Annotated in this window: 24 protein-coding genes; 7 read left to right on the plus strand and 17 right to left on the minus strand. The window is 70.7% G+C overall.

The genetic code is table 11. The features are described 5' to 3' along the window. Positions 1 to 25: 25 nt before the first annotated feature. From RNB18_RS11700 to RNB18_RS11710, 3 genes are read right to left on the minus strand one after another with little or no spacing between them, the layout of a single operon-like run. Complete coding sequence (locus RNB18_RS11700; protein WP_057611813.1) at positions 26 to 700, minus strand: response regulator; 675 nt, start codon at positions 698 to 700, stop codon at positions 26 to 28. Next, positions 697 to 1,917 (minus strand): MacS family sensor histidine kinase, encoded by a 1,221-nt coding sequence (macS, locus tag RNB18_RS11705; RefSeq protein ID WP_311714046.1) that lies wholly within the window; start codon positions 1,915 to 1,917, stop codon positions 697 to 699. The genes RNB18_RS11700 and macS overlap by 4 nt, the downstream gene beginning before the upstream one ends. A gap of 40 nt (positions 1,918 to 1,957) precedes the next feature. Beyond that, complete coding sequence (locus RNB18_RS11710; RefSeq protein ID WP_311714047.1) at positions 1,958 to 2,716, minus strand: lysophospholipid acyltransferase family protein; 759 nt, start codon at positions 2,714 to 2,716, stop codon at positions 1,958 to 1,960. Between the two features lie 144 nt (positions 2,717 to 2,860). On the opposite strand from RNB18_RS11710, the gene RNB18_RS11715 reads away from it, so the two are divergent. Both RNB18_RS11715 and RNB18_RS11720 read left to right on the plus strand, forming a co-directional pair. Next, the gene (locus RNB18_RS11715) at positions 2,861 to 3,640 is read left to right on the plus strand and encodes an alpha/beta hydrolase (protein WP_311714048.1); all 780 of its coding nucleotides are present in this window, start codon (positions 2,861 to 2,863) and stop codon (positions 3,638 to 3,640) included. Continuing rightward, on the plus strand, positions 3,633 to 4,238 hold the full coding sequence (locus RNB18_RS11720) for a hypothetical protein (protein ID WP_311714049.1): 606 nt from the start codon (positions 3,633 to 3,635) through the stop codon (positions 4,236 to 4,238). Before RNB18_RS11715 ends, RNB18_RS11720 begins: the two co-directional genes overlap by 8 nt. A 6-nt stretch (positions 4,239 to 4,244) precedes the next feature. On the opposite strand, the gene RNB18_RS11725 is transcribed toward RNB18_RS11720, so the two are convergent. From RNB18_RS11725 to RNB18_RS11750, 6 genes are all read right to left on the minus strand, one after another. Next, on the minus strand, positions 4,245 to 4,952 hold the full coding sequence (locus RNB18_RS11725) for an endonuclease/exonuclease/phosphatase family protein (RefSeq protein WP_311714050.1): 708 nt from the start codon (positions 4,950 to 4,952) through the stop codon (positions 4,245 to 4,247). Between the two features lie 87 nt (positions 4,953 to 5,039). Continuing rightward, positions 5,040 to 5,993, minus strand: coding sequence for an ROK family glucokinase (locus RNB18_RS11730; protein WP_057611808.1), 954 nt, complete (start codon positions 5,991 to 5,993; stop codon positions 5,040 to 5,042). Positions 5,994 to 6,060: 67 nt separating this feature from the next. Beyond that, on the minus strand, positions 6,061 to 6,549 hold the full coding sequence (locus tag RNB18_RS11735) for a DUF5304 domain-containing protein (RefSeq protein WP_057611807.1): 489 nt from the start codon (positions 6,547 to 6,549) through the stop codon (positions 6,061 to 6,063). A 57-nt stretch (positions 6,550 to 6,606) separates the two neighbouring features. Then, entirely contained in the window at positions 6,607 to 7,764 is a 1,158-nt protein-coding gene (locus tag RNB18_RS11740; protein WP_311714051.1) for an ArsA family ATPase, read from the minus strand. Between the two features lie 194 nt (positions 7,765 to 7,958). Continuing rightward, positions 7,959 to 8,399 carry an SRPBCC family protein gene (locus tag RNB18_RS11745; RefSeq protein ID WP_266525699.1) on the minus strand — a complete coding sequence of 147 codons (441 nt, stop codon included), beginning with the start codon at positions 8,397 to 8,399 and terminating at the stop codon, positions 7,959 to 7,961. An 83-nt stretch (positions 8,400 to 8,482) separates the two neighbouring features. After that, positions 8,483 to 9,238 carry a metallophosphoesterase family protein gene (locus RNB18_RS11750; RefSeq protein WP_311714257.1) on the minus strand — a complete coding sequence of 252 codons (756 nt, stop codon included), beginning with the start codon at positions 9,236 to 9,238 and terminating at the stop codon, positions 8,483 to 8,485. A 335-nt stretch (positions 9,239 to 9,573) separates the two neighbouring features. On the opposite strand from RNB18_RS11750, the gene RNB18_RS11755 reads away from it, so the two are divergent. Next, entirely contained in the window at positions 9,574 to 11,370 is a 1,797-nt protein-coding gene (locus RNB18_RS11755) for an AMP-dependent synthetase/ligase (protein ID WP_311714052.1), read from the plus strand. Between the two features lie 19 nt (positions 11,371 to 11,389). Here RNB18_RS11755 and RNB18_RS11760 read toward each other — a convergent pair whose 3' ends face one another. Both RNB18_RS11760 and RNB18_RS11765 read right to left on the minus strand, forming a co-directional pair. Next, entirely contained in the window at positions 11,390 to 13,021 is a 1,632-nt protein-coding gene (locus tag RNB18_RS11760) for a GMC oxidoreductase (protein ID WP_449657635.1), read from the minus strand. A gap of 32 nt (positions 13,022 to 13,053) precedes the next feature. Then, a complete protein-coding gene (locus RNB18_RS11765) occupies positions 13,054 to 14,196 on the minus strand; it encodes a glycosyltransferase family 4 protein (protein WP_311714054.1) in 1,143 nt (380 codons plus the stop codon). A 132-nt stretch (positions 14,197 to 14,328) separates the two neighbouring features. Between RNB18_RS11765 and RNB18_RS11770 the strand changes: the two genes are divergently transcribed. Then, complete coding sequence (locus RNB18_RS11770; protein WP_311714055.1) at positions 14,329 to 15,570, plus strand: glycosyltransferase 87 family protein; 1,242 nt, start codon at positions 14,329 to 14,331, stop codon at positions 15,568 to 15,570. Here the strand turns inward: RNB18_RS11770 and RNB18_RS11775 are convergent. Continuing rightward, a complete protein-coding gene (locus RNB18_RS11775; RefSeq protein WP_311714056.1) occupies positions 15,528 to 16,841 on the minus strand; it encodes an MATE family efflux transporter in 1,314 nt (437 codons plus the stop codon). The two genes, RNB18_RS11770 and RNB18_RS11775, sit on opposite strands and share 43 nt — an antisense overlap. A gap of 90 nt (positions 16,842 to 16,931) precedes the next feature. Between RNB18_RS11775 and RNB18_RS11780 the strand changes: the two genes are divergently transcribed. Next, positions 16,932 to 17,462: a PadR family transcriptional regulator gene (locus RNB18_RS11780; protein ID WP_311714057.1), complete on the plus strand. Its 531-nt coding sequence runs from the start codon at positions 16,932 to 16,934 to the stop codon at positions 17,460 to 17,462. On the opposite strand, the gene RNB18_RS11785 is transcribed toward RNB18_RS11780, so the two are convergent. From RNB18_RS11785 to RNB18_RS11805, 5 genes are all read right to left on the minus strand, one after another. Then, positions 17,450 to 18,643, minus strand: coding sequence for a hypothetical protein (locus tag RNB18_RS11785; protein WP_311714058.1), 1,194 nt, complete (start codon positions 18,641 to 18,643; stop codon positions 17,450 to 17,452). The two genes, RNB18_RS11780 and RNB18_RS11785, sit on opposite strands and share 13 nt — an antisense overlap. Before the next feature lie 33 nt (positions 18,644 to 18,676). After that, positions 18,677 to 19,693, minus strand: coding sequence for a C40 family peptidase (locus RNB18_RS11790; protein WP_311714059.1), 1,017 nt, complete (start codon positions 19,691 to 19,693; stop codon positions 18,677 to 18,679). Positions 19,694 to 19,918: 225 nt separating this feature from the next. After that, positions 19,919 to 20,953, minus strand: a complete 1,035-nt coding sequence (locus RNB18_RS11795; protein ID WP_311714258.1) for a C40 family peptidase — start codon at positions 20,951 to 20,953, stop codon at positions 19,919 to 19,921. A gap of 209 nt (positions 20,954 to 21,162) precedes the next feature. Further along, positions 21,163 to 22,506, minus strand: a complete 1,344-nt coding sequence (locus RNB18_RS11800; RefSeq protein ID WP_311714060.1) for an NYN domain-containing protein — start codon at positions 22,504 to 22,506, stop codon at positions 21,163 to 21,165. A gap of 35 nt (positions 22,507 to 22,541) precedes the next feature. Continuing rightward, the gene (locus RNB18_RS11805) at positions 22,542 to 22,781 is read right to left on the minus strand and encodes a hypothetical protein (protein ID WP_020137397.1); all 240 of its coding nucleotides are present in this window, start codon (positions 22,779 to 22,781) and stop codon (positions 22,542 to 22,544) included. A gap of 171 nt (positions 22,782 to 22,952) precedes the next feature. On the opposite strand from RNB18_RS11805, the gene RNB18_RS11810 reads away from it, so the two are divergent. Both RNB18_RS11810 and RNB18_RS11815 read left to right on the plus strand, forming a co-directional pair. Then, complete coding sequence (locus tag RNB18_RS11810) at positions 22,953 to 23,693, plus strand: rhomboid family intramembrane serine protease (protein WP_311714061.1); 741 nt, start codon at positions 22,953 to 22,955, stop codon at positions 23,691 to 23,693. Further along, positions 23,690 to 23,971 (plus strand): Lrp/AsnC family transcriptional regulator, encoded by a 282-nt coding sequence (locus RNB18_RS11815; RefSeq protein ID WP_057611794.1) that lies wholly within the window; start codon positions 23,690 to 23,692, stop codon positions 23,969 to 23,971. The genes RNB18_RS11810 and RNB18_RS11815 overlap by 4 nt, the downstream gene beginning before the upstream one ends. Position 23,972: the final 1 nt, after the last annotated feature.

Here is a 23,972-nt window from a genome sequence, read left to right on the forward strand (position 1 = left end):
ACGAAGGGTCAGTGTGACGCGCGTCTCACTCGTCGTCGAGGCCTCTTTCGATGGCGTATCGGACGAGCTCGACCCGGTTGTGGAGTTGCAGCTTGCCGAGGGTGTTCTGGACGTGGTTCTGGACCGTGCGGTGGGAGATCACCAGACGTTCGGCGATCTGCTTGTAGCTCAGGCCCTTGGCGACCAGCCTGAGCACCTCGGTCTCGCGCTCGGTGAGCTGCGGGGCCCTGGGCTGGTCGGGGTCGGTGGTGGGCGCGGGGTCGGTGGCGAGGCGGCGGTACTCGCCGAGGACCAGGCCTGCGAGGCCGGGCGTGAAGACGGGGTCTCCGACGGCCGTGCGGCGGACCGCGTCCAGGAGTTCCTCGGTCGACGCGGACTTCAGCAGATAGCCGGTCGCGCCCGACTTCACGGCCTCCAGTACGTCGGCGTGCTCGCCGCTCGCCGACAGCACGAGGACACGCAGCGCCGGGTTGTGCCCGACGAGCTCCTTGCAGACCTGGACGCCGGGCTTCACCGGCAGGTTCAGGTCGAGCACCAGCACATCGGGGTCCGCCGCCTTGGCCCGGCGTACGGCCTGGTCGCCGTCGCCCGCCGTCGCGACCACGTCGAAGCCGGACTCGGCCAGGTCCCGGGCGACCGCGTCGCGCCACATGGGGTGGTCGTCGACCACCATCACCTTGATCGGGCCCTTGTCACTCATCGCTGTCCTGCCTTCCCCCGTGAAACCTTCGGTACCTTCAGTTCGACCTCCGTGCCCTGTCCCGGAGGCGAGATCAGCTCGGCGCTGCCGCCGAGCTCGCGCAGCCGGCCCCGGATCGACAGGGCCACCCCGAGCCGCCCCTCGCCCTCGGCCTGGGCGAGCCGGCCCTCCGGGATGCCGGGTCCGTCGTCCCGTACGGTCACGATCACCTCGTCGGGCTCGTCCTCGACGAGGATCCACGCACGCGCGTGCTCACCGGCATGCCGGTGGACGTTGTCCAGGGCGGCCCCGACGGCCGCGGCCAGCTCGCGCGCGGCGGGCGGAGGCAGCGGGACGGGGGCGCCGGGCTCGACGAGGGAGACCTTCGCCGAGGCGTACGGGGCGAGCAGTGCGCGCAGGTCGAGCGGACCGGTCTCGTCCGGCCCGTCGTCGTCGACGACGTGGACGACCGCCCCCTGGGCCGCGTCCCGTGACACCCGGGAGACGGAGGTCAGGCCGCCGGAGACCAGGGTGCGCAGTGCCACCTCCTGCTCGCCGGCCATCCGGCCCAGTTCGGCCGCCTCGCCGCCCATGACCGCGCCCCGGCGCTGCACCATGGCGAGCACCTGGAGGACGCTGTCGTGGATGTCCCGGGCCAGTCGCTCACGCTCCCGGGTCGCCGCCTCGATCTCCAGGGCGCGGGCGAGGGTGCGCTCGGAGGCGCGGGCGACCTCGACGACGTAGCCGATGGCGATGGAGGCGACCCAGACGAGGATCACGTTGTGGACGGTGTCGCGGGCCGGATGGCCGCGCTCGAACAGGTTGGCGGCGGCGACCGGCGTGGAGGCGAGCGCGGCCCAGCGCCAGCCGCCCTTGATGGCGAACGCGAGGACGGAACCCGCCGTCCATATCGACGGCAGGGTGGGGCCGCCGCTGTCGATGTGGTGGTCGTTGACGACCAGCGGGGTCAGCACGATCCCGGTGATCGCGATCGCGAGGTCGACGGCGAGGAAGCGCTTGGTGCAGGCGGCCGCGTTCTGGACGCGGGGCAGCGTGGCGAGCGTCCACACGCACAGGACGACGTAGTAGGCGATGGCGATGCCGGGCCGGTCGAACTCGTCGTACTCGGTGGCGAAGAGCCCGACGGCGTACAGCATGGTGAGCACCCGGTACCCGGTCAGCGCACGCCACAGCGGCTGCTCGACCGACATGCGCATGACGCGCACCTGCTTGACCATGTCCCCCACCCCTGGGCTCCGACTGCCGTGTCCGAGGATCCTAGGACGCCGGCTGCTCGGGCTTGTCCTGCTCGGCCTTCGCGGCAGCCGCCTTGGCGGCCTTCTCGGCCTTGGCCGCGTCCGAGATCCGCCGCTTGGCGGCGGTCGCGTAGATGTCGACGTACTCCTGGCCGGAGAGCTTCATGATCTCGTACATGACCTCGTCGGTCACCGCGCGCAGCACGAACCGGTCGTGCTCCATGCCCTGGTAGCGGCTGAAGTCCAGGGGCTCGCCGATGCGGATGCCCGGTCGCATCAGCTTGGGCATGACCTTGCCCGGCGGCTGGATCTTCTCCGTGTCGATCATCGCGACCGGGATGACCGGGGCGCCGGAGGCGAGCGCCACGCGCGCGAGGCCGCCGGGCTTGCCGCGGTAGAGGCGGCCGTCGGGCGAGCGGGTGCCCTCGGGGTAGATGCCGAACAGCTCGCCGCGCTCCAGCACGTCGAGGCCGCTCCTGATGGCCGCCTCGCCCGCGCCGCGTGCGCCGGAGCGGTCCACCGGGAGCTGGCCGACGCCCTTGAAGAAGGCGGCCGTGAGGCGGCCCTTCACTCCGGGAGTGGTGAAGTACTCGGCCTTCGCGATGAAGGTGACCTTGCGGTCGAGGACCGCGGGCAGGAAGAAGGAGTCGGAGAAGGACAGGTGGTTGCTCGCCAAAATGGCGGGGCCCTCGGCGGGAATGTTCTCGAGGCCTTCCACCCAGGGCCTGAAGGCGACCTTCAGCGGCCCTCCGATGGCGACCTTCATCGTGCCGTACAACAACCGAGTGCCTCCTGTGTCCGTCGATGAGACCTTAACCCGGAGCCCTGTCAAACAGCCCGACGGCCCTGGTCGGTGTCAGTGCGGTCGCGTACGGTGAACCTCACCTGGACTTGCTCACGCTTCTTTCATGAACAGGAGACCTAGGTGCCGGTCCTCCCCGGAGCCGAGCCGTTCCGCCATGAGGGCGGGGAGGCCGGTGTCCTTCTCTGCCACGGCTTCACCGGTTCCCCCCAGTCGCTGCGCCCCTGGGCCCAGTACCTCTCCGAGCACGGCCTGACGGTCTCCCTGCCGCTGCTGCCCGGGCACGGCACCCGCTGGCAGGACATGGCCCTCACCGGCTGGCAGGACTGGTACGCCGAGGTGGACCGCGAGCTGCGCGCCCTCAGCGAGCGCTGCTCCTCCGTGTTCGTGGCCGGTCTGTCCATGGGCGGCACCCTGGCCCTCAGGCTGGCCGCCAAGCACGGGGACGCGGTGAGCGGTGTCGTGGTCGTCAACCCGGCGAACCGTATGCACGGCCTCGCGCCGTACGCCCTTCCGGTGGCCCGTCACTTCGTCCGTACGGCGCCCGGTATCGCCAGCGACATCGCCAAGGAGGGCAGCGTCGAGCTGGGGTACGACAAGGTGCCGCTGCACGCGGCGCACTCCCTGCGCACCTTCTTCCGGCAGGTCGACGGCGAGCTGCCGCAGGTCACCCAGCCGCTGCTGGTGCTGCGCAGCGCCCAGGACCATGTGGTGCCGGCGGCCGACTCCGCGCGCGTGCTGAGCCGGGTGTCGTCGACGGACGTAACTGAGATCGTGCTGGAACAGAGCTACCACGTGGCGACGTTGGACCATGACGCGGAGCGGATTTTCGACGAGAGCCTCGCGTTCATCGGCCGGCACACCACCGGCATCGGCAGCGAAGGGACGGCCGCACGTGGCTGAGCACGACTCCGACCGCGAGGACCGCGAGCCGGACGAGCAGGGCGTCCCGTTCGACGAGGAGGCCGCGTGGGCGGCCATCGTGGCCGGGTACGGCGAGGAGCCGAAGGACCCGCCGGGCACGAAGCCGTTCAAGTCGGTCGAGGATCTCGCGCTGCTCGAGACCGAGACGAACGACGAGCCGACGACCACGGAGACGCAGCCCAAGAAGGACGGGGCGAAGAAGGACGCGCCGAAGCAGGACGAGAAGCCGGCGAAGCCGCTGGGCGGTTCCGTCGCCTTCGCACCCGGTGTCGGGCCGCGCGACTACAGCGCGCCCGAGCCGTCCGAGGAGGACTTCGAGGAGGACGACGAGGGGCACTTCGTCCCCCCGGAGCCGCCGCCGCTGCCGTCCGCCGACACCACCTCGAGGTTCGCCTGGCTGGGAGTGCTGGGCGGGCCGGTTCTGCTGCTGGTCGCGGTGCTGCTCGGCTGGGAGATGACGTGGTGGCTGGCCACGGCGGGGATCGGCGGGTTCCTGGGTGGCTTCGTCACGCTGGTGACGCGGATGCGGGCGGACGACGAGGACGACGAGGATCCCGGCCGGGGTGCCGTGGTCTAGTACCGCTCAGTTCGCGGGGATTCCGAGGGTGGCCAGGACCGGGAGATGGTCGGTGGCCGCCCTCATGTCTGCCTCCGTGATCCCGGGGAGGTGCGTGGGGACTCCGCAGCCGAGCACGTCGATGCCCTTCGTGGCGAAGATCGCGTCGATGCGCTGGTGGGGTTCCGAGTGGGTCCAGGTGTGTTCGGCACCCGTCGGGCTGGTCGCCCAGCAGTCCTGGAGGTTCGTGGCGAGGCGCCTGAAGGTGCGGCCGGTGGGGCGGTCGTTCAGGTCGCCGCCGGCGATGACGTGGTCCACGCCCATGCCGGCGAGGCGGTCGAGGAGCATGCCCGCCTGGTCGTAACGCTCGTCCTCCTGCAACGACAGGTGACAGCTCAGTACGCCGAGGCGGGTGCCGCCGAGTCGTACGACCGCTGTGGCGAAGCCTCTTCTGTGCTGCCCGGGAGTAAGAGGGAGGAGGACGTCTTCCGTACGTTCGACCGTTGCCCGCAGGTTGCAGAGGATCGCGGGGCCCGCCGCTGTGCCGCCTCCGGTGAGGATGACCAGTCCTGAGGCTGACGCCAGCCTTGCCAGCTTCTTGCGCCAGCGGAAGAAACGGGGGGCTTCCTGGATCAGTACGAGATCGGGTTCGCAGGCCTTGATGACTCGGGCCAGCGCGTCTGTGTCGTCTCGCATCGAGCGGATGTTGTAGCTCAGGACTTTGACCGGAACCATGTGGATCAATTTACGCCCAAGAGCAAGAGGAAGGGGCGCGAGGTGTGTGCCGCCCCGCGCCCCTGAGTAGGTCCACCGAATGCAGGTCTACATGATCGGGTCCGGCTCTCTCGCCAGGTCCGCCGCGCCCACCAGGCCCGCCTTGTTGCCCAGTTGGGCCGCGATGACGTCGGCGACCGGGCGCCAGTTGCCGCCCACCAGCCAGCGCTTGTAGGACTTGCGGATCGGGTCCAGGACCAGTTCTCCCTCGTCGGAGAGGCCGCCGCCGACGATGAACGCGGAGGGGTCGAAGAGGGAGGCCAGGTCGGCGAGGCCGGCGCCGGCCCAGCGGGCCAGCTCGCGGTAGGAGTCGACGGCCACCGGGTCGCCCTGTCGGGCGGCCATGGAGATGTGCTTGCCCTCGATGCCGTCGGGGCTGCCGTCGCCGAGGCCGAGGAGGATCTCGGCGTTCTCCGGGGTGGCGTTGGCGCGCTGCTTGGCGTAGCGCACCAGGGCGCGGCCGGAGGCGTACTGCTCCCAGCAGCCCTGGCTGCCGCAGCCGCACAGGAGACCGTCGGGCACCATGCGGATGTGGCCGAACTCGGCCGCCACGCCGAAGTGGCCGCGGCGCAGCTTGTTGCCGATGATGATGCCGCCGCCGAGGCCGGTGCCCAGTGTGATGCAGATGACGTTGCGGTGGCCCTTGCCCGCGCCGAATTTGTACTCGCCCCACGCGGCCGCGTTGGCGTCGTTCTCCACGACGACCGGAAGGCCGACCCGGGTCTCGACCTTCTCCTTCAGCGGCTCGTTGCGCCAGTGGATGTTGGGCGCGAAGTAGACCTCCGAGCGCTGGCGGTTGACGTATCCGGCCGCACCGATGCCCACGCCCACGATCGCGTGCCCGGCGCGCGCGCCCTCCACCGCCGAGGCGATCGCGTCCACGATGCCCTCGGCCGTGCCCGGGGTCGGCACCTTGTAGGTCGAGAGGATGTTGCCTTCCTCATCGACCACGCCGGCCGCGATCTTCGTGCCGCCGATGTCGACGCCGATGGTGAGTCCCATGAATCCCTCAGTTTCGGTCGAGCCCCGCTACGGCCAACCGTACCCGAGCCCCTGCCGTCAGGGGGTTTCAGTCCAAGTCGATGCGCTCGCCGGGGCCGGGGTCCTCGCCCCGGTCGCGCAGCGTGTCGTCGTCGCGGCGGCTCCAGCGCTGCTCCTGCGCCTGGACCGCGGAGCGGTAGGCGGCGAGGAGCTCGCCCCCCGCGGCGGCGAGGTGGTCGAAGACGTCCGGGTTGCGTTCGATGACCGGCTCGACCGCGGCCTTGGCCTGCTGGACGACCTGCTTGACCACCTGCTGGGCGGCGGGTCCGGCGATGCCACCGAGGAGCGGGGACTGGAGGCCGGACAGCTTCTCGGCGACGTTGTCGACGAGCTTGCGCAGCTCTTCGGCGGCCGAGCCCGGGGGCGGGCCGTACTGGGTGCGGCGGCGGGCCTTCTCCGCCGCGAGGTCCTCCGCGACCGCCGTCGCCCACGCGTCGGCGTCGGTCGCCCGTACCTCGTCCACGGAATCCACGGGCTCGCGGTCTCCGGCGTCGGACGGGGGGAGCTCTTCGCTCATGACGACCTCCTGACTACGGTTCGTCCCTACGACGTTACCCGAACGGGCGTACACGGTTCACGGTGTCCGGGGCCACAGATCCGGGTCCGGCGCGAACCGGATCCGCAGCTCGCCCTCGCGCAGGGCGGCGCCGGCGACGGTGCAGCGGCGCAGAGCCGAGGGCAGCGGGACGATCCGGCGGAACTGCCCTGCGCTGACGAGGAGTTCGTCGCCGCGCCGGATCAGCTCCAGCTCCTCGCGTATGGCGCCGGGCAGCGGGAGGTGCCACACCAGGACGCCGTCCTCGGCGAGGTGATCGACGACAGGCCACTCGACGGTGGAGGTCGTGTCGTTGACCTCGGGGACGGCGAGGGCGGCGAGGTCGTCGGTGCCGCGCGGGTCGTGGCCGAGATGCGGGACGGCATGGACGTCGTACGACTCCTGCCACTCCTCCAGGGCCTTGCGCTGCTGGGCGACGAGGCCGGCGGGCCACTCCTCCGGTACGACGCGGTTGGCGATCAGTGCGTCGGGGCGCAGGCCGCGCAGGGCGAGGGCGAGGCTCGCGGACCGTACGTCGTCAGTACCGGCGGGGCCGGGTTCGGCGACGAGTCGTACGACGGCCTCCCGATCGGCGAGGACGGCCTCGACCGCGCCGAGTTCGGTGTCCCAGCGGGCGGCGGTCTCGTACAGCCACTCCGAGGGCATGGGGACGCCGGCGAGCCTTCCGAGCACGGGGCGCAGGCCCGCGGCGGCCTGGCGCTCGGCCGGGAGCAGACGGCGCAGGTAGCGGCGGAGTTCCTCGGGGAGGGAGAGGAGGGCGAGGGCCTGCTGGGTGGGCGGCAGGTCCACGACGAGCAGCTCGTGCCGCTCTGAGAGCGCCGCGTCGCGCAGGGCCCGCAGGAGGGTGAGTTCCTCGGCGCCGGGGAGGGGGGTGACCTCCTCGGGGTCCAGGCGGGAGGCGCCGAGCAGGTTGAGGACGTTGGAAGCGCGGTCCTGGAAGCGGGCGAGGTCATCCCGGAAACCGGCGGTGGCGTCGGGGCGCCAGGCGGTGAGATGTGGGTTGACCCGGGTGGGGGTGGGGCCCGTTGCCGCGCCGAGAGTTGTGCCCAGGGTGTCCGTGCGGTCGGCACTCAGCACCAGGGTGCGGATGCCGTCGCCTGCGGCGCGCAGGGCGGTGGCGGCGGCGACTGTCGTACGACCGCTGCCGCCGGGGCCGGTGATCAGGATGGTGCGCATAGGGGTGAACCGTAACGGACGCCACGGTTCGGCCCGGCCGTGCGGTCTCGCGGCTGCGGGCCGGTGGGGGCTGGTCGCGCAGTTCCCCGCGCCCCTGAGTGTTTGGGGGCGCGGGGCTGTATCAACGTGCGGCTCCGCCGCGTGGGCGCGACCAGCCACGACGGACCCGCACCCGACAGCCGACCGGCGAACCCCTACTCCCCCGACTCCACCCGCTTCTTCAACCCCGCCAGCGCCCGGTCGATGATGACCTTCTCCGCCTTGCGCTTGATCATGCCGAGCATCGGGATCTTGACGTCGACCGTCAGCAGATACGTGACCTCCGTCGCCCCCGCACCCGCCGGCTTCAGCACATACGAACCGTCCAGCTGCCGCAGCATCTGGGACTTCACCAGCGTCCAGGAGACCTCGTTCTCGCCGGTCCATGTGTAGCCGAGGACCTGGTCGTCCTTGATGGCGCCCGCGTCCATGACCAGCCGGACCTGCTCGGCGCGGCCGGACGCGTCCGTCGAGAGGACCTCCGCCTGCTTCACCTCGCCCGTCCAGTCCGGGTAGCGGGCGAAGTCCGCGATCACCGCCATGACGTCGGCAGGCGCAGCTTCGATCGTGATGCTCGAACTGGTGTGTTCCGCCATCGCCGTGGCTCCTCCAGAAATGGTCCGGTGAGGAAGGGTGGTACGCACGTCTGTGCAGCGTGAAGGCTACCGCGCGTCCGGACTCACCATTCCAGCGCCCACGGCTTGCCGGTCCCCGCGAAGTGCCCCACGTTCACGCACTCGGTCGCCCCGATCCGCATTCGCCGGACCAGGGGCTGGTGGACGTGACCGAACAGCGCGTACCGGGGCCGGGTGCGGCGGATCGCGTCCAGCAACGCCCGGCTGCCCCGCTCGAACCGCCGCGCCACCGTGTCGTACACCAGCTCCGGCACCTCCGGCGGGATGTGCGTGCACAGCACGTCCACCTCACCGACCGCCTCGATCTTCGCCGCGTACTCCTCGTCGCTGATCTCGTACGGCGTCCGCATGGGCGTCCTGAGACCGCCGCCGACGAAGCCGAACGTCCAGCCGCCGATCTCCGCCCGCTCGCCGTCGAGCACGGTCGTACCGGGTCCGGCGTACTCCGGCCACAGAGGCGGCATGTCGACATTGCCGTAGGTCGCGTACGTCGGTGTCGGGAAGGCGGCGAACATCTCGGCGTACTGCTTGCGCACCGCCTTCTCGATCACGGAGGCCCGGTCGGCGCCGATCCCGTCCCACAGCCGGGCTCCGAGCTCTCGCGCCTCCTCGAAACGGCGGGCGGTGCGCAGTTCCACGATCAGGTCGGCGTTCTCCGTCCCGAACAGGTCGGGGAAGATCCCGCGCGAGTGGTCGGCGTAGTCGAGGAAGAGAACGAGGTCACCCAGACAGATCAGGGCGTCGGCACCCTCGCCGGCTCTGGCCAGGTCACGGGCGTTGCCGTGCACATCGCTGACCACGTGTACGCGCGTCTTCCGGTTTCCGGCCGGTGTGGGTGCCATGACGATCAAGAGTAGGCCTGTGCGGCATACGTGAACAGAGCCGACCGGTCCTGCGGTTACTGGCCAGTCAGTAAGCAGGTGGACTACTGTGCGCGAAGAACCCCAATCCGTGTGACGCAGCGAACATCTCGCCGGGACCCCCTGTCGAAGAAGCCATACCGGCGGGTAACGTCCGGGCAGTCCAGTCGTGCTCAGCTTTCAATTACTGAAACCCTGAGTACCTGCCCGAGCCTTGGACCGACCGTCGCATCACACAACGTCGTGGCGCCGGCGCCCTATGAGGAGCAGCAGTCTTGCGCGAGTTCAGCCTTCCGGCTTTGTACGAGGTCCCTGCGGACGGCAATCTCACCGACATCGTCCGCAGAAACGCCGCGCAGCATCCCGACGTCGCCGTCATCGCCCGCAAGGTGGGCGGTCAGTGGCAGGACGTGTCGGCCACGGCGTTCCTGGCCGAGGTGCACGTCGCCGCCAAGGGGCTCATCGCCTCCGGCGTCCAGCCGGGCGACCGGGTCGGCCTGATGTCCCGTACCCGCTACGAGTGGACGCTGCTCGACTTCGCGATCTGGAGCGCGGGCGCGATCACCGTGCCGGTGTACGAGACCAGTTCGCCGGAGCAGATCCAGTGGATCCTCGGTGACTCGGGCGCGACCGCCTGCATCGTGGAGCTGGACGGTCACACCGCGGCCGTCGAGTCGGTGCGCGACTCGCTGCCCGCCCTCAAGCACGTCTGGCAGATCGAGGGCGGCGGGATCGAGGAACTGGCCCGCGCCGGCAAGGACATCAGCGACGCGGCCGTGGAGGAGCGCAGCTCGCTGGCGAAGGCCGACGACCCGGCGACCATCGTCTACACCTCCGGCACCACAGGCCGCCCCAAGGGCTGTGTGCTCACCCACCGCAGCTTCTTCGCGGAGTGCGGCAACATCGTGGAGCGGCTGCGCCCGCTGTTCCGCACCGGTGACTGCTCGGTACTGCTCTTCCTGCCGCTCGCGCACGTCTTCGGCCGGCTCGTGCAGATCGCGCCGATGATGGCACCGATCAAGCTGGGCATGGTCCCGGACATCAAGAACCTCACCGACGAGCTGGCGTCCTTCCGGCCGACGCTGATCCTGGGCGTCCCGCGCGTCTTCGAGAAGGTCTACAACTCGGCGCGCGCCAAGGCGCAGGCGGACGGCAAGGGCAAGATCTTCGACAAGGCCGCCGACACGGCGATCGCCTACAGCAAGGCCCTGGACACCCCGTCAGGTCCGTCGCTGGGCCTGAAGATCAAGTACAAGACCTTCGACAAGCTGGTCTACAGCAAGCTGCGCGCGGTCCTCGGCGGCAAGGGCGAGTACGCCATCTCCGGTGGCGCCCCGCTCGGCGAGCGCCTGGGGCACTTCTTCCGCGGCATCGGCTTCACGGTCCTGGAGGGCTACGGCCTGACCGAGTCCTGTGCCGCGACCGCGTTCAACCCCTGGGACCGCACGAAGATCGGCACGGTCGGTCAGCCGCTGCCGGGCTCGGTGATCCGGATCGCGGACGACGGCGAGGTGCTGCTGCACGGCGAGCACCTGTTCAAGGGCTACTGGAACAACGAGGCCGCCACGGCCGAGGCGCTGACCGACGGCTGGTTCCACACCGGTGACATCGGCACCCTCGACGAGGACGGCTACCTCAGGATCACCGGTCGCAAGAAGGAGATCATCGTCACCGCGGGCGGCAAGAACGTCGCGCCGGCCGTGATCGAGGACCGTATCCGGGCGCACGCGCTGGTCGCGGAGTGCATGGTGGTGGGTGACGGGCGGCCGTTCGTGGGTGCGCTGATCACCATCGACGAGGAGTTCCTGGGCCGTTGGGCCGACGAACACGGCAAGCCGGCGGGTGCCACCGCGGCGTCGCTGGCCGGGGACGCGGACCTGAACGCTGCGATCCAGGCCGCGATCGACGACGGCAACGCCGCGGTGTCGAAGGCGGAATCGGTGCGGAAGTTCCGCATTCTGTCCTCCCAGTTCACGGAGGAGACGGGCCACCTCACGCCGTCCCTGAAGCTGAAGCGCAATGTGGTGGCGAAGGACTACGCGGACGAGATCGAGGCGATCTACGCGAAGTAGAACGCCTGTTGAGCGAGCGTCATGGCGCGGTGTCCTCGGCGAGGACCCGCGCCATCGTGCGTTCGGCGAGCGCGGTGATGGTGACGAACGGGTTCACCCCGATGTTGCCGGGGATCAGTGAGCCGTCGGTGACATAGAGCCTCGGATAGCCCTTCACCCGGCCGTAGTTGTCGGTGGCCCTGCCCAGCACGCAGCCGCCCAGCGGGTGGTAGGTGAAGTCGTCGGCGAAGACCCTGCTGGGGGAGCCGAAGAGGTCGTACCGGTAGATGGTCGAGTTGGCGGAGTTGATCCGGTCGAAGAGCTTCTTGGCCATGCCGGAGGAGACCGAGCTCTGCGCGGCGCTCCAGTTGAGGTTCAAAGCGCCGCCCGAGTACGAGAAGGCCGCGCGCTGCGGGTTCTTGGTGATCGCCAGATACAGGCTCACCCAGTGCTCGAGTCCCGTGGGTAAAGGCGCGATCTCGGCGAAGACGGGGTTGTCGGTGTTGGCCCAGTCGTCGATGCCCATGACCGGCATGGTCGACTGGTTGGCGCCGACGGTGTCCCACAGGTGGTTGGCCCGCCCGAGCATCACGTTGCCGTTGGGGCCCCAGCCGGCCCCGACGCTGGCGTCCAGCGCCGGGAGGGTCCCCGACTGCTTCGACCGGAGCAGGAGTTCACTCGTGCCCAGGCTGCCGCCGCCGAGGAACAGATAGGTGCAGCCGTACTGCTTGGTCTCGACGACCGCGCCGGTGTTGTCGATACGGTCGGCGGTCAGCACCCAGCTGCCGTCGCTCGCCCGGCTGATCCCGGTGACCTTCTCCATGGTGTGGATGGTGACGTTGCCGGTGCCGAGCGCGGACGCCAGATACGTCTTGTCGAGGCTCTTCTTGCCGTGGTTGTTGCCGTAGATGACCTCCTGGCCGAGGGCGGACTTGGTGGCGGTACCGGCGGCCTCGCGCTGCATGTAGCCGAAGTCGTAGACGCTGGGCACGAAGGTGGTCTTCAGGCCGGTGTTGCCGGCGTGCTTCCGGGAGACCCGGCTGAACTGGTACCACTCGGTCGACTCGAACCAGGCCGGGTCGACGGTGTTGACGCCGAGCATGGCGCGGGCGCGCGGGAAGTACGTGTTGTACATCTCCGCGGTGTCGACGCCGGGGAACTGCTCGGCGAAGTAGGACTGGCGCGGGGTGACCGCCATCGAGCCGTTGACCAGGGAGCCGCCGCCGACCCCGCGGCCCACGAACACGGACATGTTGGAGAAGCGGACGCGGTCCAGGACGCCGGGGTAGGGGTTGATGTCCTTGTTGACGACGTCCAGCCACAGGAAGGTGGCCAGCGGCGCCTCGGTGCGGGTGCGGAACCACATGGAGCGCTGGTCGGGGTTGGCGGTGTTGCAGAAGACCTTGCCGTCGGGGCCGGCGGTGTTCCACAGCCGGCCCATCTCGAGGACGAGGGTGCGGATGCCGGCCTGGCCGAGTCGGAGGGCGGCGACGGAGGCGCCGTAGCCGGAGCCGACGACGATGGCGGGGGCGGACTCGACCGCGACGGGCTCGTCCGCGCGGGCCGACTGGAGCCCGACACGGGTGAAGCCGAGAGTGGCCGCCGTCTGGAGGGCGGCCATACCAAGGATCTGACGTCTAGTCAGCTGACGCTGTATCAGTTTTGCTGTCATGCGCGCAGCATCGGCGGATTATTGGCCTCCGGCTATAGCAACGCCTTCAACTTTTCCGCCAACAAATCCCATCGCCACTTCTCCTCGACCCACTCCCGTCCCCGCTCCCCCATGCGCCTCCGCAGTTCCGCGTCGCCGAGGAGGACGACGATCCGCTCGGCGGTCTCCTCGGCCGATCCGCCGCGCACGACCCAGCCGGTCTCGCCGTCGAGGACCGCGTCCGGGGCACCTCCGGAGTCTCCTGCGACGACGGGCAGGCCGGTCGCGGAGGCCTCCAGGTAGACGATCCCGAGCCCCTCGACGTCGAGCCCGCCCCGGCGGGTCCGGCACGGCATCGCGAAGACGTCCCCGGCGCCGTAGTGGGCGGGCAGCTCGGCCCAGGGCACGGCTCCGGTGAAGCGCACGGAGTCGGCGACACCGGTCTCGTGGGCGAGCCTGCGCAGCTCCTTCTCGTAGGGCCCGCCGCCGACGATCAGCAGAACGGCGTCGGGCTCCTTCGTGAGGATCCGCGGCATGGCGAGGATCAGCGTGTCCTGTCCCTTGCGCGGCACGAGCCGGGACACGCACACGACCACCGGCCGGTCCGTCAGGCCCAGCCGCGCCCGCACGGCGTCGCCGCCCGACCCGGGATGGAAGGTCTTCTCGTCGACGCCCGGCGGCAGCTGCACCATCCGCCCGGCCGCCCGCGGCGTCAGCGCGCCGGCGATCCGCGAGCGCGTGTACTCGCCGAGGTAGGTGATGGTGTCGGTCGACTCCCCGATCCGGCCCAACAGCTGCCGCGCGGCGGGCAGTTGGGCCCAGCCGGCCTCGTGCCCGTGGGTCGTGGCCACCAGTCGCCCGGCACCCGCCCTCCTGAGCGCCGGCGCCATCAGCCCCAGCGGCGCGGCCGCCCCGAACCAGACCGACGTACAGCCGTGCTCACGCAGCAGACCGACGGCCCTGCGGGTGGCCCCGGGCGTCGGCAGCAGCATGGTGGTGGAAGCCCGTACGACGGTGAAGGGCTGCTCCGCGTCGAAGGCGGCGGTCGCCTCGATGCCCTCCCGGCTACGCTTCCAGGTGGAGGCGTGGACCACCAGGCGCTCGGGGTCGAGCCGGAGCGCCATGTTGTGCAGGAAGGCCTGGATGCCACCCGGGCGGGGCGGGAAGTCGTTCGTCACGATCAGGGTCTTGTGCATCGCCGCCGACCCTACCGAACCGGCAGCTCACAGCCGGGGACGGCCGCCCTTATGGCACCCTCACAGGAGAGCGGGACATCATGTTCTCCTCAAGCGACCATTTCAGGGCGACGGCGAACGGCGGGGAACCACGTGGAGACGACAGGCGTGCGGCGGTCCCTGACGTGGCTGCTGCTGACCTGGGGCGCGACCAGGCTGCTGCTGCTCCTGTTCGTCTTCAAGGTGTACGTCTTCCCCGGGCCGGACGTCACCAGTGACGTGTCGGTCATCTACCAGGGCTGGTACGACGTCCTGCGCACCGGAACGTTCCCGCAGTCCGACGTGACCTGGCAGTATCCGCCCGCCGCCGCCCTCGCGATCCTCTCCCCCGCGCTGCTGCCCTTCCTGGAGTACACGCAGGCCTTCTTCCTCATGGCCTTCGCCGCGGACCTGGCGGCCCTCCTCCTGCTGCTGTACGCGGGCCTGCGTCCGGGACGGCGGCTGCGGGGAGCCTGGGTGTGGGTGGCGGGCGTACCTCTGCTCGGCCCGACCGTCTACTCCCGCTACGACGTGATGGTGACCGCGGTGGCCGTTGCCGCGGTCCTCGCGGCCGCCCGGCATCCGAAGGTGGCCGGGGCGCTGGTGGGCTTCGGGGCGCTGCTGAAGGTGTGGCCCGCCCTGATCCTCGTCGGGATCCGCAGGCGGAGCGTCTGGGCCTCGGCGGCGGTGACGGTCGTGGTGGTGGCCGGACTGTTCTCCGTCGCGATGCCCGGGGCCTTCGCCTTCCTGACCTTCCAGCGGGAGCGGGGCACCGAGGTGGAGTCGCTGGGCTCGCTGGTCTTCCACATCGCCCGGCACCACGGCTGGAACGGCTCGGTCCTGCTCAACTACGGCTCGGTCGAGTTCCTCGGCCCCTGGGTGACCATGGTCAGCACGGCCGCGCTCGCGCTGACCGGTATGGCCTTCGGCCTGCTGCTGCTGTGGCGGCTCGCGGCCACCCGGTTCGAGGCGCACACGGCTGCCGACGCGGCGCTGGTGGCGGTGCTGATGTTCACCACCACCAGCCGCGTGATCAGCCCGCAGTACATGGTGTGGCTGGTCGGTCTCGCGGCGGCCTGTCTGTGCTTTCGCGCGAGCCGGATGGGCGTGCCGGCCGTCCTGGTGCTGATGGCGTGCTTCGTGACGGTCCTGGAGTTCCCGATCTGGTTCGCGGACGTCGTCGGGAGCACCCCGCGCGGCATCGTCCTCCTGGTCGCGCGCAACGGCCTGCTGGTCCTCGCCACCGTCATCGGCATGCGCGAGCTGTGGAAGACGACGGTCCCGAAACCGGCCCCGGAGGTCCCGGTGCCGGATCAGGCCGAGGCTCCCGCCCAGGAGGCCTCCGCCTCGTCCTGAACTCCGGCGCGCGTCCGCCGGAACAGCACCGTCGCGACCCCGCACTGAAGGGCCATGGCCAGCGCCATCGCCAGGCACACACCGGGCAGTCCGAGGCCCGTGCAGCCGTACGCCAGCGCCGGCTGGACCGCCGTGCCGACCAGCGTCACCGGAAGCAGCACCCGCGCCTGTCCACTGCCCTCGAAGACCCCGCCGAGCGCGATGAAGCACGCCATCAGCAGCAGGTACGGACCGACACAGCGCAGGAACAGCACGCCGTCGTGGGCGACTTCGGGGCCCGCGCCGAAGGCAGCCATGATCCAGGGGGCGGCCACGAAGAGCAGCACCGCCGCCACGAGCCCCACCGCGCCGGACACGACCACCGCCTCCCGCCCGATCGCCCGCCGCGCGTCCCGCCCGGCGCCCCGCAGGTGCGCGGTGTGGATGGAGGCGGCCTGCCGCACGGCATAGAAGGCCATGGTGGCCACATACATGACCTTGTACGCGATGGAGTAGGCGGCCACCGCCGTCACCCCGAGCCGCGCCACGATCGCCACCAGGACGAGCGCGCCGCCCTGGCGCACGGTGAAGTCGGCGGCCATGGGCAGCCCGGTGGTCAGCGTCGCCCGCAGCGGGACACCGGCCGGGACACCCCCGCACGACCGGAGCAGTGTGTTCCGGCGCACGGCGAGCAGTCCCACCCCGAGGGTCAGGGCCCGGCACAGCACGGTCGAGGCCGCGGCGCCCTGGACGCCGTACCCGTGGATCAGGAACGGATCGCACACCAGGATCAGCCCGTTCGCGAGGAGAGCGAGCCGCATGGGCGTCCGGGTGTCGCCGGCGCCCTTGAGGATGCCGTCGACGAGTTGCTGGGCGAAGAAGACGGCGATGCCGGGCATCGAGATCGTGAAGTAGGCGGTGGCCAGGGACACGGCCCGGCCGCCGTCGAGCACCAGCCGGGCCAGCGGCTCGCGCAGCAGGAAGCCGCCCACGGCGACCACCGGGGTGACCAGCGCCCACAGCGCCACGCCACCGCGCACGGCCGCCCGCACGCCGCCGGGATCCCGCGCGCCTCGGGCGTGCGCCACCAGCACGGTCGTCCCGGAGGCGAAGACGAGCGCCACGCCGAGCAGCACGTTCTCGGTGTTGGTCGCGACGGCCACGGCGGCGACGGCGGACCCGCCGAGCCGGGAGACCCACACGGTGTTGATGATCCCGGCGGCGACGGAGGCCAGCAGACCGAGGTAGACGGGGCGGGCGAGCGCGACGAGTTGATGGCGGTGGCTGTTCATCCGGAGTTCCCCCTCGATACGAGCTACCTCGAATAGAGGTAGCTCGATAAGAGGTAGCATGAGGTCACGACCCCCGCAAGGAGGAATGCAGTGCTGGAGCTGTCGATCCTCGGCTTCCTCGCCGAAGAATCCCTGCACGGCTACGAGCTCAAGGAGCGCATCAAGGCGCTCACCGGCCATGTCCGCCCGGTCAGCGACGGCGCGCTCTATCCGGCGATCACGCGTCTCGTCAAGGCGGGCAAGCTCGACGAGCGGGCCGAGCCGGGCGCGAGCGCGGCCCCGCGTCGGACGCTGTCGCTGACCGGTCTGGGACGCGAGGAGCTGCTGGAGCGGCTGCGGCACCCCAAACAGGCCGAGATCACCGACCAGGTCCGTTTCAACACCGTCCTCGCGTTCCTGCGGCACCTGCCGGACCGGCGGGAGCAGGCAGCCGTACTGCGCCGGCGGCTGGAGTTCCTCCGGACGCCCGCCAGCTTCTTCTACGACGGTGGCGAACCGGTGCGCGCGGAGGAGACGGACGACCTGTTCCGGCAGGGCATGCTGCGGGTGGCGCGGGCGACCGGCCAGGCCGAGCGGGCGTGGCTGGCGGAGGCCATCGAGCAGTTGGATCAGCCGAGCTGAGCCCGCAGATACGCCCGCCACTCGGCCGTGAATGCCTTGAGGTCGGTGCCGAGCACCTTCGCCATGGCCTCCTCCACCGCCCCCGGCCGCTTCGTGTGCGTGCCCACGGCCCGGTAGAACGCACCCAGTTTGGCCTCGCCCCACCGGTCCGCGATCATCCGGCAGGCCATCCAGCCGCTCTCGTAGGACTTGGCGAGCGCGGTCGCGCTGCCGGCGAAACCGAAGTCCGCGTCGGACGGCAGGACCGTCGGCACCCGGCGCTCGGCGACGGCCTCTCCCAGCTCCGGTGCGGCCTCCGCCGGGGTGCGTCCGGTGCCGCGGTAACCGACCCAGTCGGCGTACCCCTCCGACAGCCACAGCGGGGTCGCGGCGGTGGTGTCGGCGCGGGTGGCGACATGGGTGGTCTCGTGGGTGAGCACGACCTGCCCGCCCACGGCGCCGAGGAGGCCGTACGCGTCGGGGTTGACGATGATCCGGTCCGCGGGCGCCTGCGCCGGGGCGCCGGTCTCGCCGGTGGTGACGGCCGCGATCCCGCGGTACGAGGAGGCGGGCGAGCCGAGCAGGCCCGCCATCCCCTCCACGGACCTCGGTACGAGCACGACGACATGCCGGGACCACTCGGTGCCCCAGGCGTCCGACACCGCGGGCACGGCGCGGTCGGCCAGATCCGCGAAGGAGTGCAGCCTCTCGCCGGACTGTCCGACGCCGAGGACCAGGCTGTGCGTTCCGCGGACGACGGTCACCTCGCCCTGGTCCCACAGCTGCTGCGGGGCCTTCTCGGCGGGCTTCTCACCGACGACGTACCACTGGTCGGACGCGTCCAGGGAGAGGTCCAGGGTGCGGGCGACGGCGACGGGGGCGCTGTCGTACCCCTGGACCTGGTAGCGCAGTTCCGCGTCGGCGGTGGCGGTGGAGCCGCTGCGGCGGACGCCGGTGACCTTGTAGGACCAGGAGGCGAGCGGTACCGCGCTGACGTCCTCGAACCAACTCGCGGTGCCTGTCTCGGCGATGGCCGCCTTGTCCCGGTCGAGGACGGCGGTGGCCCTCCGGTCGAGGACGCGCTGCACGTCGGCCTTCGCGGTGTCGGCGGCCGTCGGCCTCCCGCCGCAGGCCACCAGGGAGGCCAACAGCAGGCACAGCACCACGACACCGTGTTTCGACGCCCGCCTTCGACCAGCCATGTTTCCCGATCGTACGGGTATCGGAGCCGTCGGTCAGGGGCGTGTGACCGTCGCCCCCGGCATCATGCCCACCGGGTCGTAGCGCACCGGGGCGCCGGGATAGGGGGCGTGGACGACCTGACCGTTGCCGACGTACATGCCGACGTGGCTGGCGTCGCCCCGGTAGGTGACCAGGTCGCCGGGCCGCGCCTGGGAGAGCGGGACCTGGCGGCCGGCGTAGCGCTGGGCCTGGGACGTGCGGGGCAGGGCGACGCCGGCCTGGGCGTAGGCCCACTGCGTCAGGCCCGAACAGTCGAAACCGGTGGGCCCGTTGGCGCCCCACACGTACGGCATGCCGATCGCCGACTGCGCGGCGGACACCGCGGCGGCCGCCCGGCCCGAGGGCGCCACCGCACCCGAGAGGTCGGGCATCTCCGAGCGGCCGGAGCGGGAGGCCCGGTCGTAGGCGGCGCGTTCGTCGGACGGCAGGGAGTTGAGCAGCTCGCGCGCCCTGGCGAGCTTCCTCTCGACGGTCCGCTTGTGGGCGGCGACGGCCTTGCGGCTCTTCTCCAGTTCGCCGAGCTTGAGTGCCGCTTCGCTGCGCTCCTGGGTCAGTTCGCGCATGGCCTCCTGGAGGTCCTTGAGCTCACCCGCCTGGTGGGCGCTGATCCGGTCGAGGACGGCGGCCTTGTCGAGGTACTCGTCCGGGTCGTCGGAGAACAGCAACGCGAGGGACGGGTCGAGGCCGCCGGAGCGGTACTGGGCGCCGGCCAGCGAACCGAGCGCCTCCCGCATGGAGTTGATGCGCTCCTGCTGCCGCGCGATCCCGTCCTGCGCGGTTCCGACCTCCTCGCGCAGCGAGTCGGCGCGCTCGTCGGCCTTGTTGTAGGCCTCGGTGGCGTGCTCTGCCTCCTCGTAGAGACGGTCCACCTCGGCCCGGGTGTCGTCGGACGGGGCGGCGACGGCCGGTACGGCGCCGAGCGCGGCGGCCGCCGCGGACAGCACACACAGGGCGGCACCGGCGCCCCGGTTGAACCCGGACGTCTGGACAAGGCGGCGATGGGACCCCACGGGAAGCCGCGCTCCTTCCACTGGCGGACAGAGACGTTCCCCGGCGAGGGGGAAACGCGGCCGACAGTAGCCCCGCGGCGGGGGCGTATCCAACGACCTCCGTGGGCACACAACGTGACACCCCGCCTATGACGCAGGTCATGGGCGGGGTGTGGAGTCAGTTGTGCTTGTCGCGATTCGCCCGAACGGACGGCGAGTTGTCGCGATCTTGAGCAGTCGGGAGGCTCAGATCCGCACGCCGAACTGGAACGGCATGTTGTTGATCGACTCGTAGCGCACGACCGTGCCGGTGCGCGGGGCGTGGATGACCTGGCCGTTGCCCGCGTACAGGGCGACGTGGTGCAGGTCGCCGTAGAAGATGACCAGGTCGCCGACCTTGAGGTCGCTCATGCTGTAGATGCGCGTGCCGGCGTTGGCCTGGGCCTGGGAGGTGCGCGGGATGGTGATGCCGGCCTGGGCGTAGGCCCAGGAGGTCAGGCCCGAGCAGTCGTAGGAGGCGGTGCCGGTGGCGCCGTAGACGTACGGCTTGCCGAGCTGGGTCTGGGCGGCGTTGAAGGCCGCCTGGGCCCGGGCGGAGGAGGCGGGGGCGTCACCGAGGTCCACGCGCTCGCTCGCGGAGCGGCTGGCGCGGGCGTCGGCGGCGGCGAGGGCGGCCTTCTCTGCGGCCGTCAGCGTGTTGAGGAGCTTCTGCGCCTCGGCGAGCTTGCCCTGAACGGCCTTCTTCTGCTTGGCCAGTTCGGTGCGGGTGCTCGAGAGGTCCTTGAGCTTCTCGGAGGCCTCGGCGCGGTCCTGGGCCAGCTCGCGCTGCTTCTCCTGGATCTTCTTCAGCGCCTCGACCTGCTGGGAGCTGAGCTGGTCCGCGGTGGACGCCTTGTCCAGGTAGTCCTCCGGGTTGGAGGACAGGAAGAGCTGGAGCGAGGAGTCGATGGTGCCGCTGCGGTACTGCGCGGCGGCGGCGAGGCCTATGGAGTCCCGCAGTTCGTTCAGGTCGTCCTGGCCGCGGGCCACGTTGTCCTGGATGGTGGAGATCTCCTTCTGGAGCTTCTCCTGCTTCTCCTTGGCGCCGTTGAGCTTCTCGGTGGCCTGCTCGGCCTGCTCGTAGAGGGCGTCGACCTTCGCCTTGACCTCGTCCTTGCTCGGCTTCTCGCTCGGCGCGGCGTTGGCGGCATTGGCACTGAGGGCCACGGCGGCAGCGGCTGCGGTCGTGAGCACGGTCACGCGCGTACGGCTCGGCTGCTTGGGTCGACGGTGGGACGCCACGGAGGTGAACTCCTTCTTTTGAGTGATCACCCGCTCGGAGGTTCGAGCCCAGACCTTAGTGACCTTCCCGTGATCAGTTCAAATCCTCAGGAGCAAAATCTCGTCACGCCCTGCATTCTTTGCACATAACTCACATGCGGTGACGCCAACTTGACACTACGTTGCGTGACGATACGGCTAATTCGGTCATTCAGCCTGGACTTTGATGTTTAGGACAGCCGCTTCAGAAGCACCGCGGAAGCGACCGGCCGCGCCCCCGCCTTGGCGATGCCGTCGGCGACCTCGCGGTCGGTCGAGGCGACGATCACCGGCCGCCCGGGCGGCTCGGCGCGCACCAGCTGGCGGATCAACTCGTCGGCGGTGACACCCGCCTTGGAGAACAGCACCCGCACCCCGCGCGGCGGCGCGAGCAGCACGGGCGCGGCCAGCTCGGCCCCGTCGAACACACAGGTCACCTCTGCCCCGGTCTGCGCGGCGAGCTGGGAGAGCTGCCCCAGGAGCCTCAGACGCTGCTTCTCCAGCGGCATCTGGGGATAGCCGGTCTTGGTGACGTTGTAGCCGTCGACCACCAAGTGCGCCTGCGGCAGGGCCAGAAGCTGGTCCAGGATCGCGGGGTCGTTCTCGGACAGGGCCCGCGCGGCGATGTCCTTCGGGGTCATTCGTCCCGGTTCGACCGCGTCCACCGTCTCGGCGGGCCGCACGGAGACCGGCGGCAACGCCAGCTCCCGCCGCAGCCCCTGGGCCGCGTCCAGAACGGTGTCCAGAAGCAGACGCACGCGCATGTCCTCGACACTGCGCCCCTCCCGCGCCGCTCTGCGCGTGGCCTCCAGAGCGGCCTCCGACTCCCCGAGGCGAGCCTTCAGGCGCCGGGACTCGCTCTCGGCGGCGGACAGCTGGGCCTGCCCCTCGGTGCGTACGGTCTCCATCTCGGCCTGCAGCTTGCGCAGGGCCGCCTCGCCGCGCTTGACGTCACTGTGTGCCGCGCGCAGTTTGCGGTGAAGCGATTCGGCTTGCTTCTTGGCGGACTCCAGCTCGGTGCGCAGCCGCTCGGTCTCGGCGCGCGTCTGGTCGCGAGCGGCCGTGAGCTCCTCGCGCAGCCGCTCCAGCTCGGCACGGCTCTCCTCGTCGGCGCGCTCGGCGTCCGCCCGCAGGGCCTCCTCGCCGGCCGCGGTGACCAGCTTGACCCAGCCGGTCGGCCGCAGAACATAGGCCGCGGCCGCCACATCCAGCGGATCCGCGGCCGGGGGCGGCGCACCTGAGTCCAGCGCGCCGGCCAGCTCCGGCTGGGCCTCTCTGAACTTCTCCCCGATCCGCTGGCGGAACAGCGGATCGGTCTCGAGCGCGGCCGCCATGGCGTTGCCCGCGAACTTGGCCCGCCGGTTCGGCGCGAAGCGCGCGTACTGCCTGAGCTGTGCGGGCAGTTCACCGACGGTCAGCCCGCCGAAGCCCTCCGAGACGATGTGCACGACCCTGCGCCGCACCCCGTCGGGCAGCGGACGGTCGAGCACCTCGGCGGCGCCGTCGCCCGGCTCCCCGCCTTGTGTCTCCACCATCCGTCACACCCCATCACTGTGCGGGGCCGGCTCTCTCAGGAGTCGGCGCCCGGCCTGTCCACGAGTTCCACCTGGTCCACGGCGTTGCACCAGCGGCACCGCACCGACTCGATGGTCTCACTGACCACCTCGCGCTCCTCGACCTTCGGCTCTCCGGCCAGGTCGAGGTGGACGTACTCGACGACCTTCGACGAGCGGGTCACGTCGAAGCGCGTGAGGTTGCCGCAGAGCGTGCAGCGCCACCGCGTCGAGGCGGTCGGGAGGGGAACCGTCATCGTGACTGTGCTCTTTCCTACTAGCCATTGTCCGTGACACACCGGCGGCCCGGTGCGTGTGGCTCGTAACCCTAAGGCCTGGCGGGTACTCGCCGCTCGGGCGTCCACAGCACCTGTCCGACGGCGAGGCGGTCTGTGCGGTTGCGTCCCGTTACGCCATGCTCTGTGTTCGTGATCAGTAACTGGAGGGTGACGGTCGGTGGAGCGAAAAGGTCGCTGTGGGGGCCGGCACCGGTCACCTACGGCCTGATCGCCCTGTGCTGTCTGATCTTCCTGGTCGGCCCCGCCTCGGGTCTCGATCCGGCATACGGCTCCGGGGACGCGGCCCTGGCCGCTCAGCGGGCCTACTTCCACCGCTGGGGCGTGGTCCCCGCCGAGCTCTTCGCGGACTCCCCCGGTGCGGCTCTCACCCCGGCCACCGCGCTGTTCGTGCACGGCAGCTGGGTGCACCTGCTGGGCAACATGCTCTTCCTCTACGTCTTCGGGGTGATGACCGAGGAACGGATGGGCCGGGTGCAGTTCCTCCTCTTCTACGTCGGCTGCGGCTACCTCGCCCTGCTGGGCTACGCGGCCGCCAACGCCGACTCCGAGCAGTCCCTGGTCGGTGCCTCCGGGGCGATCTCGGCGGTCCTCGGCGCGTTGCTGTTCCTGTTCCCCGGGGCCCGGGTGACCAGTCTCCTGCCGTTCCTCTTCTTTCTCCCGCTGCGCTTCCCGGCCTGGGTCGTCCTCCCCTTCTGGGCGGCCCTGCAGTGGCTGGCGGCGGGCCGTGCCTCCGACGGCCCCGGGGTGGCCTATCTGGCCCACCTGGTGGGCTTCGGACTGGGCCTGGTCTTCGCGTGGGTGCGCTTCGGCCGTACCACTAGAGTGAAGTCCGCCCCAGCTCCGTCCCCCGAGGGAGAGAACCAGCCGTGATCACCGCGATCGTCCTCATCAAGACCAGCGTGGACCGGATCCCCGAGATCGCGGAGCGGATCGCCGCGCTGGAGTCCGTGAGCGAGGTCTTCTCCGTCACGGGCACGTACGACCTGATCGCCATGGTCCGGGTCAAGCAGCACGAGGACCTCGCCGAGGTCATCCCCGGCAGCATCAGCAAGATCCCGGGCGTGGAGGGAACGGACACGCATGTGGCGTTCCGGACCTACTCCCAGCACGACCTGGAGGCCGCGTTCGCGATCGGCCTCGACGGCTAGG

Origin of the sequence: Streptomyces doebereineriae (assembly GCF_031845645.1) — a bacterium.
GTDB lineage: Bacteria > Actinomycetota > Actinomycetes > Streptomycetales > Streptomycetaceae > Streptomyces > Streptomyces canus.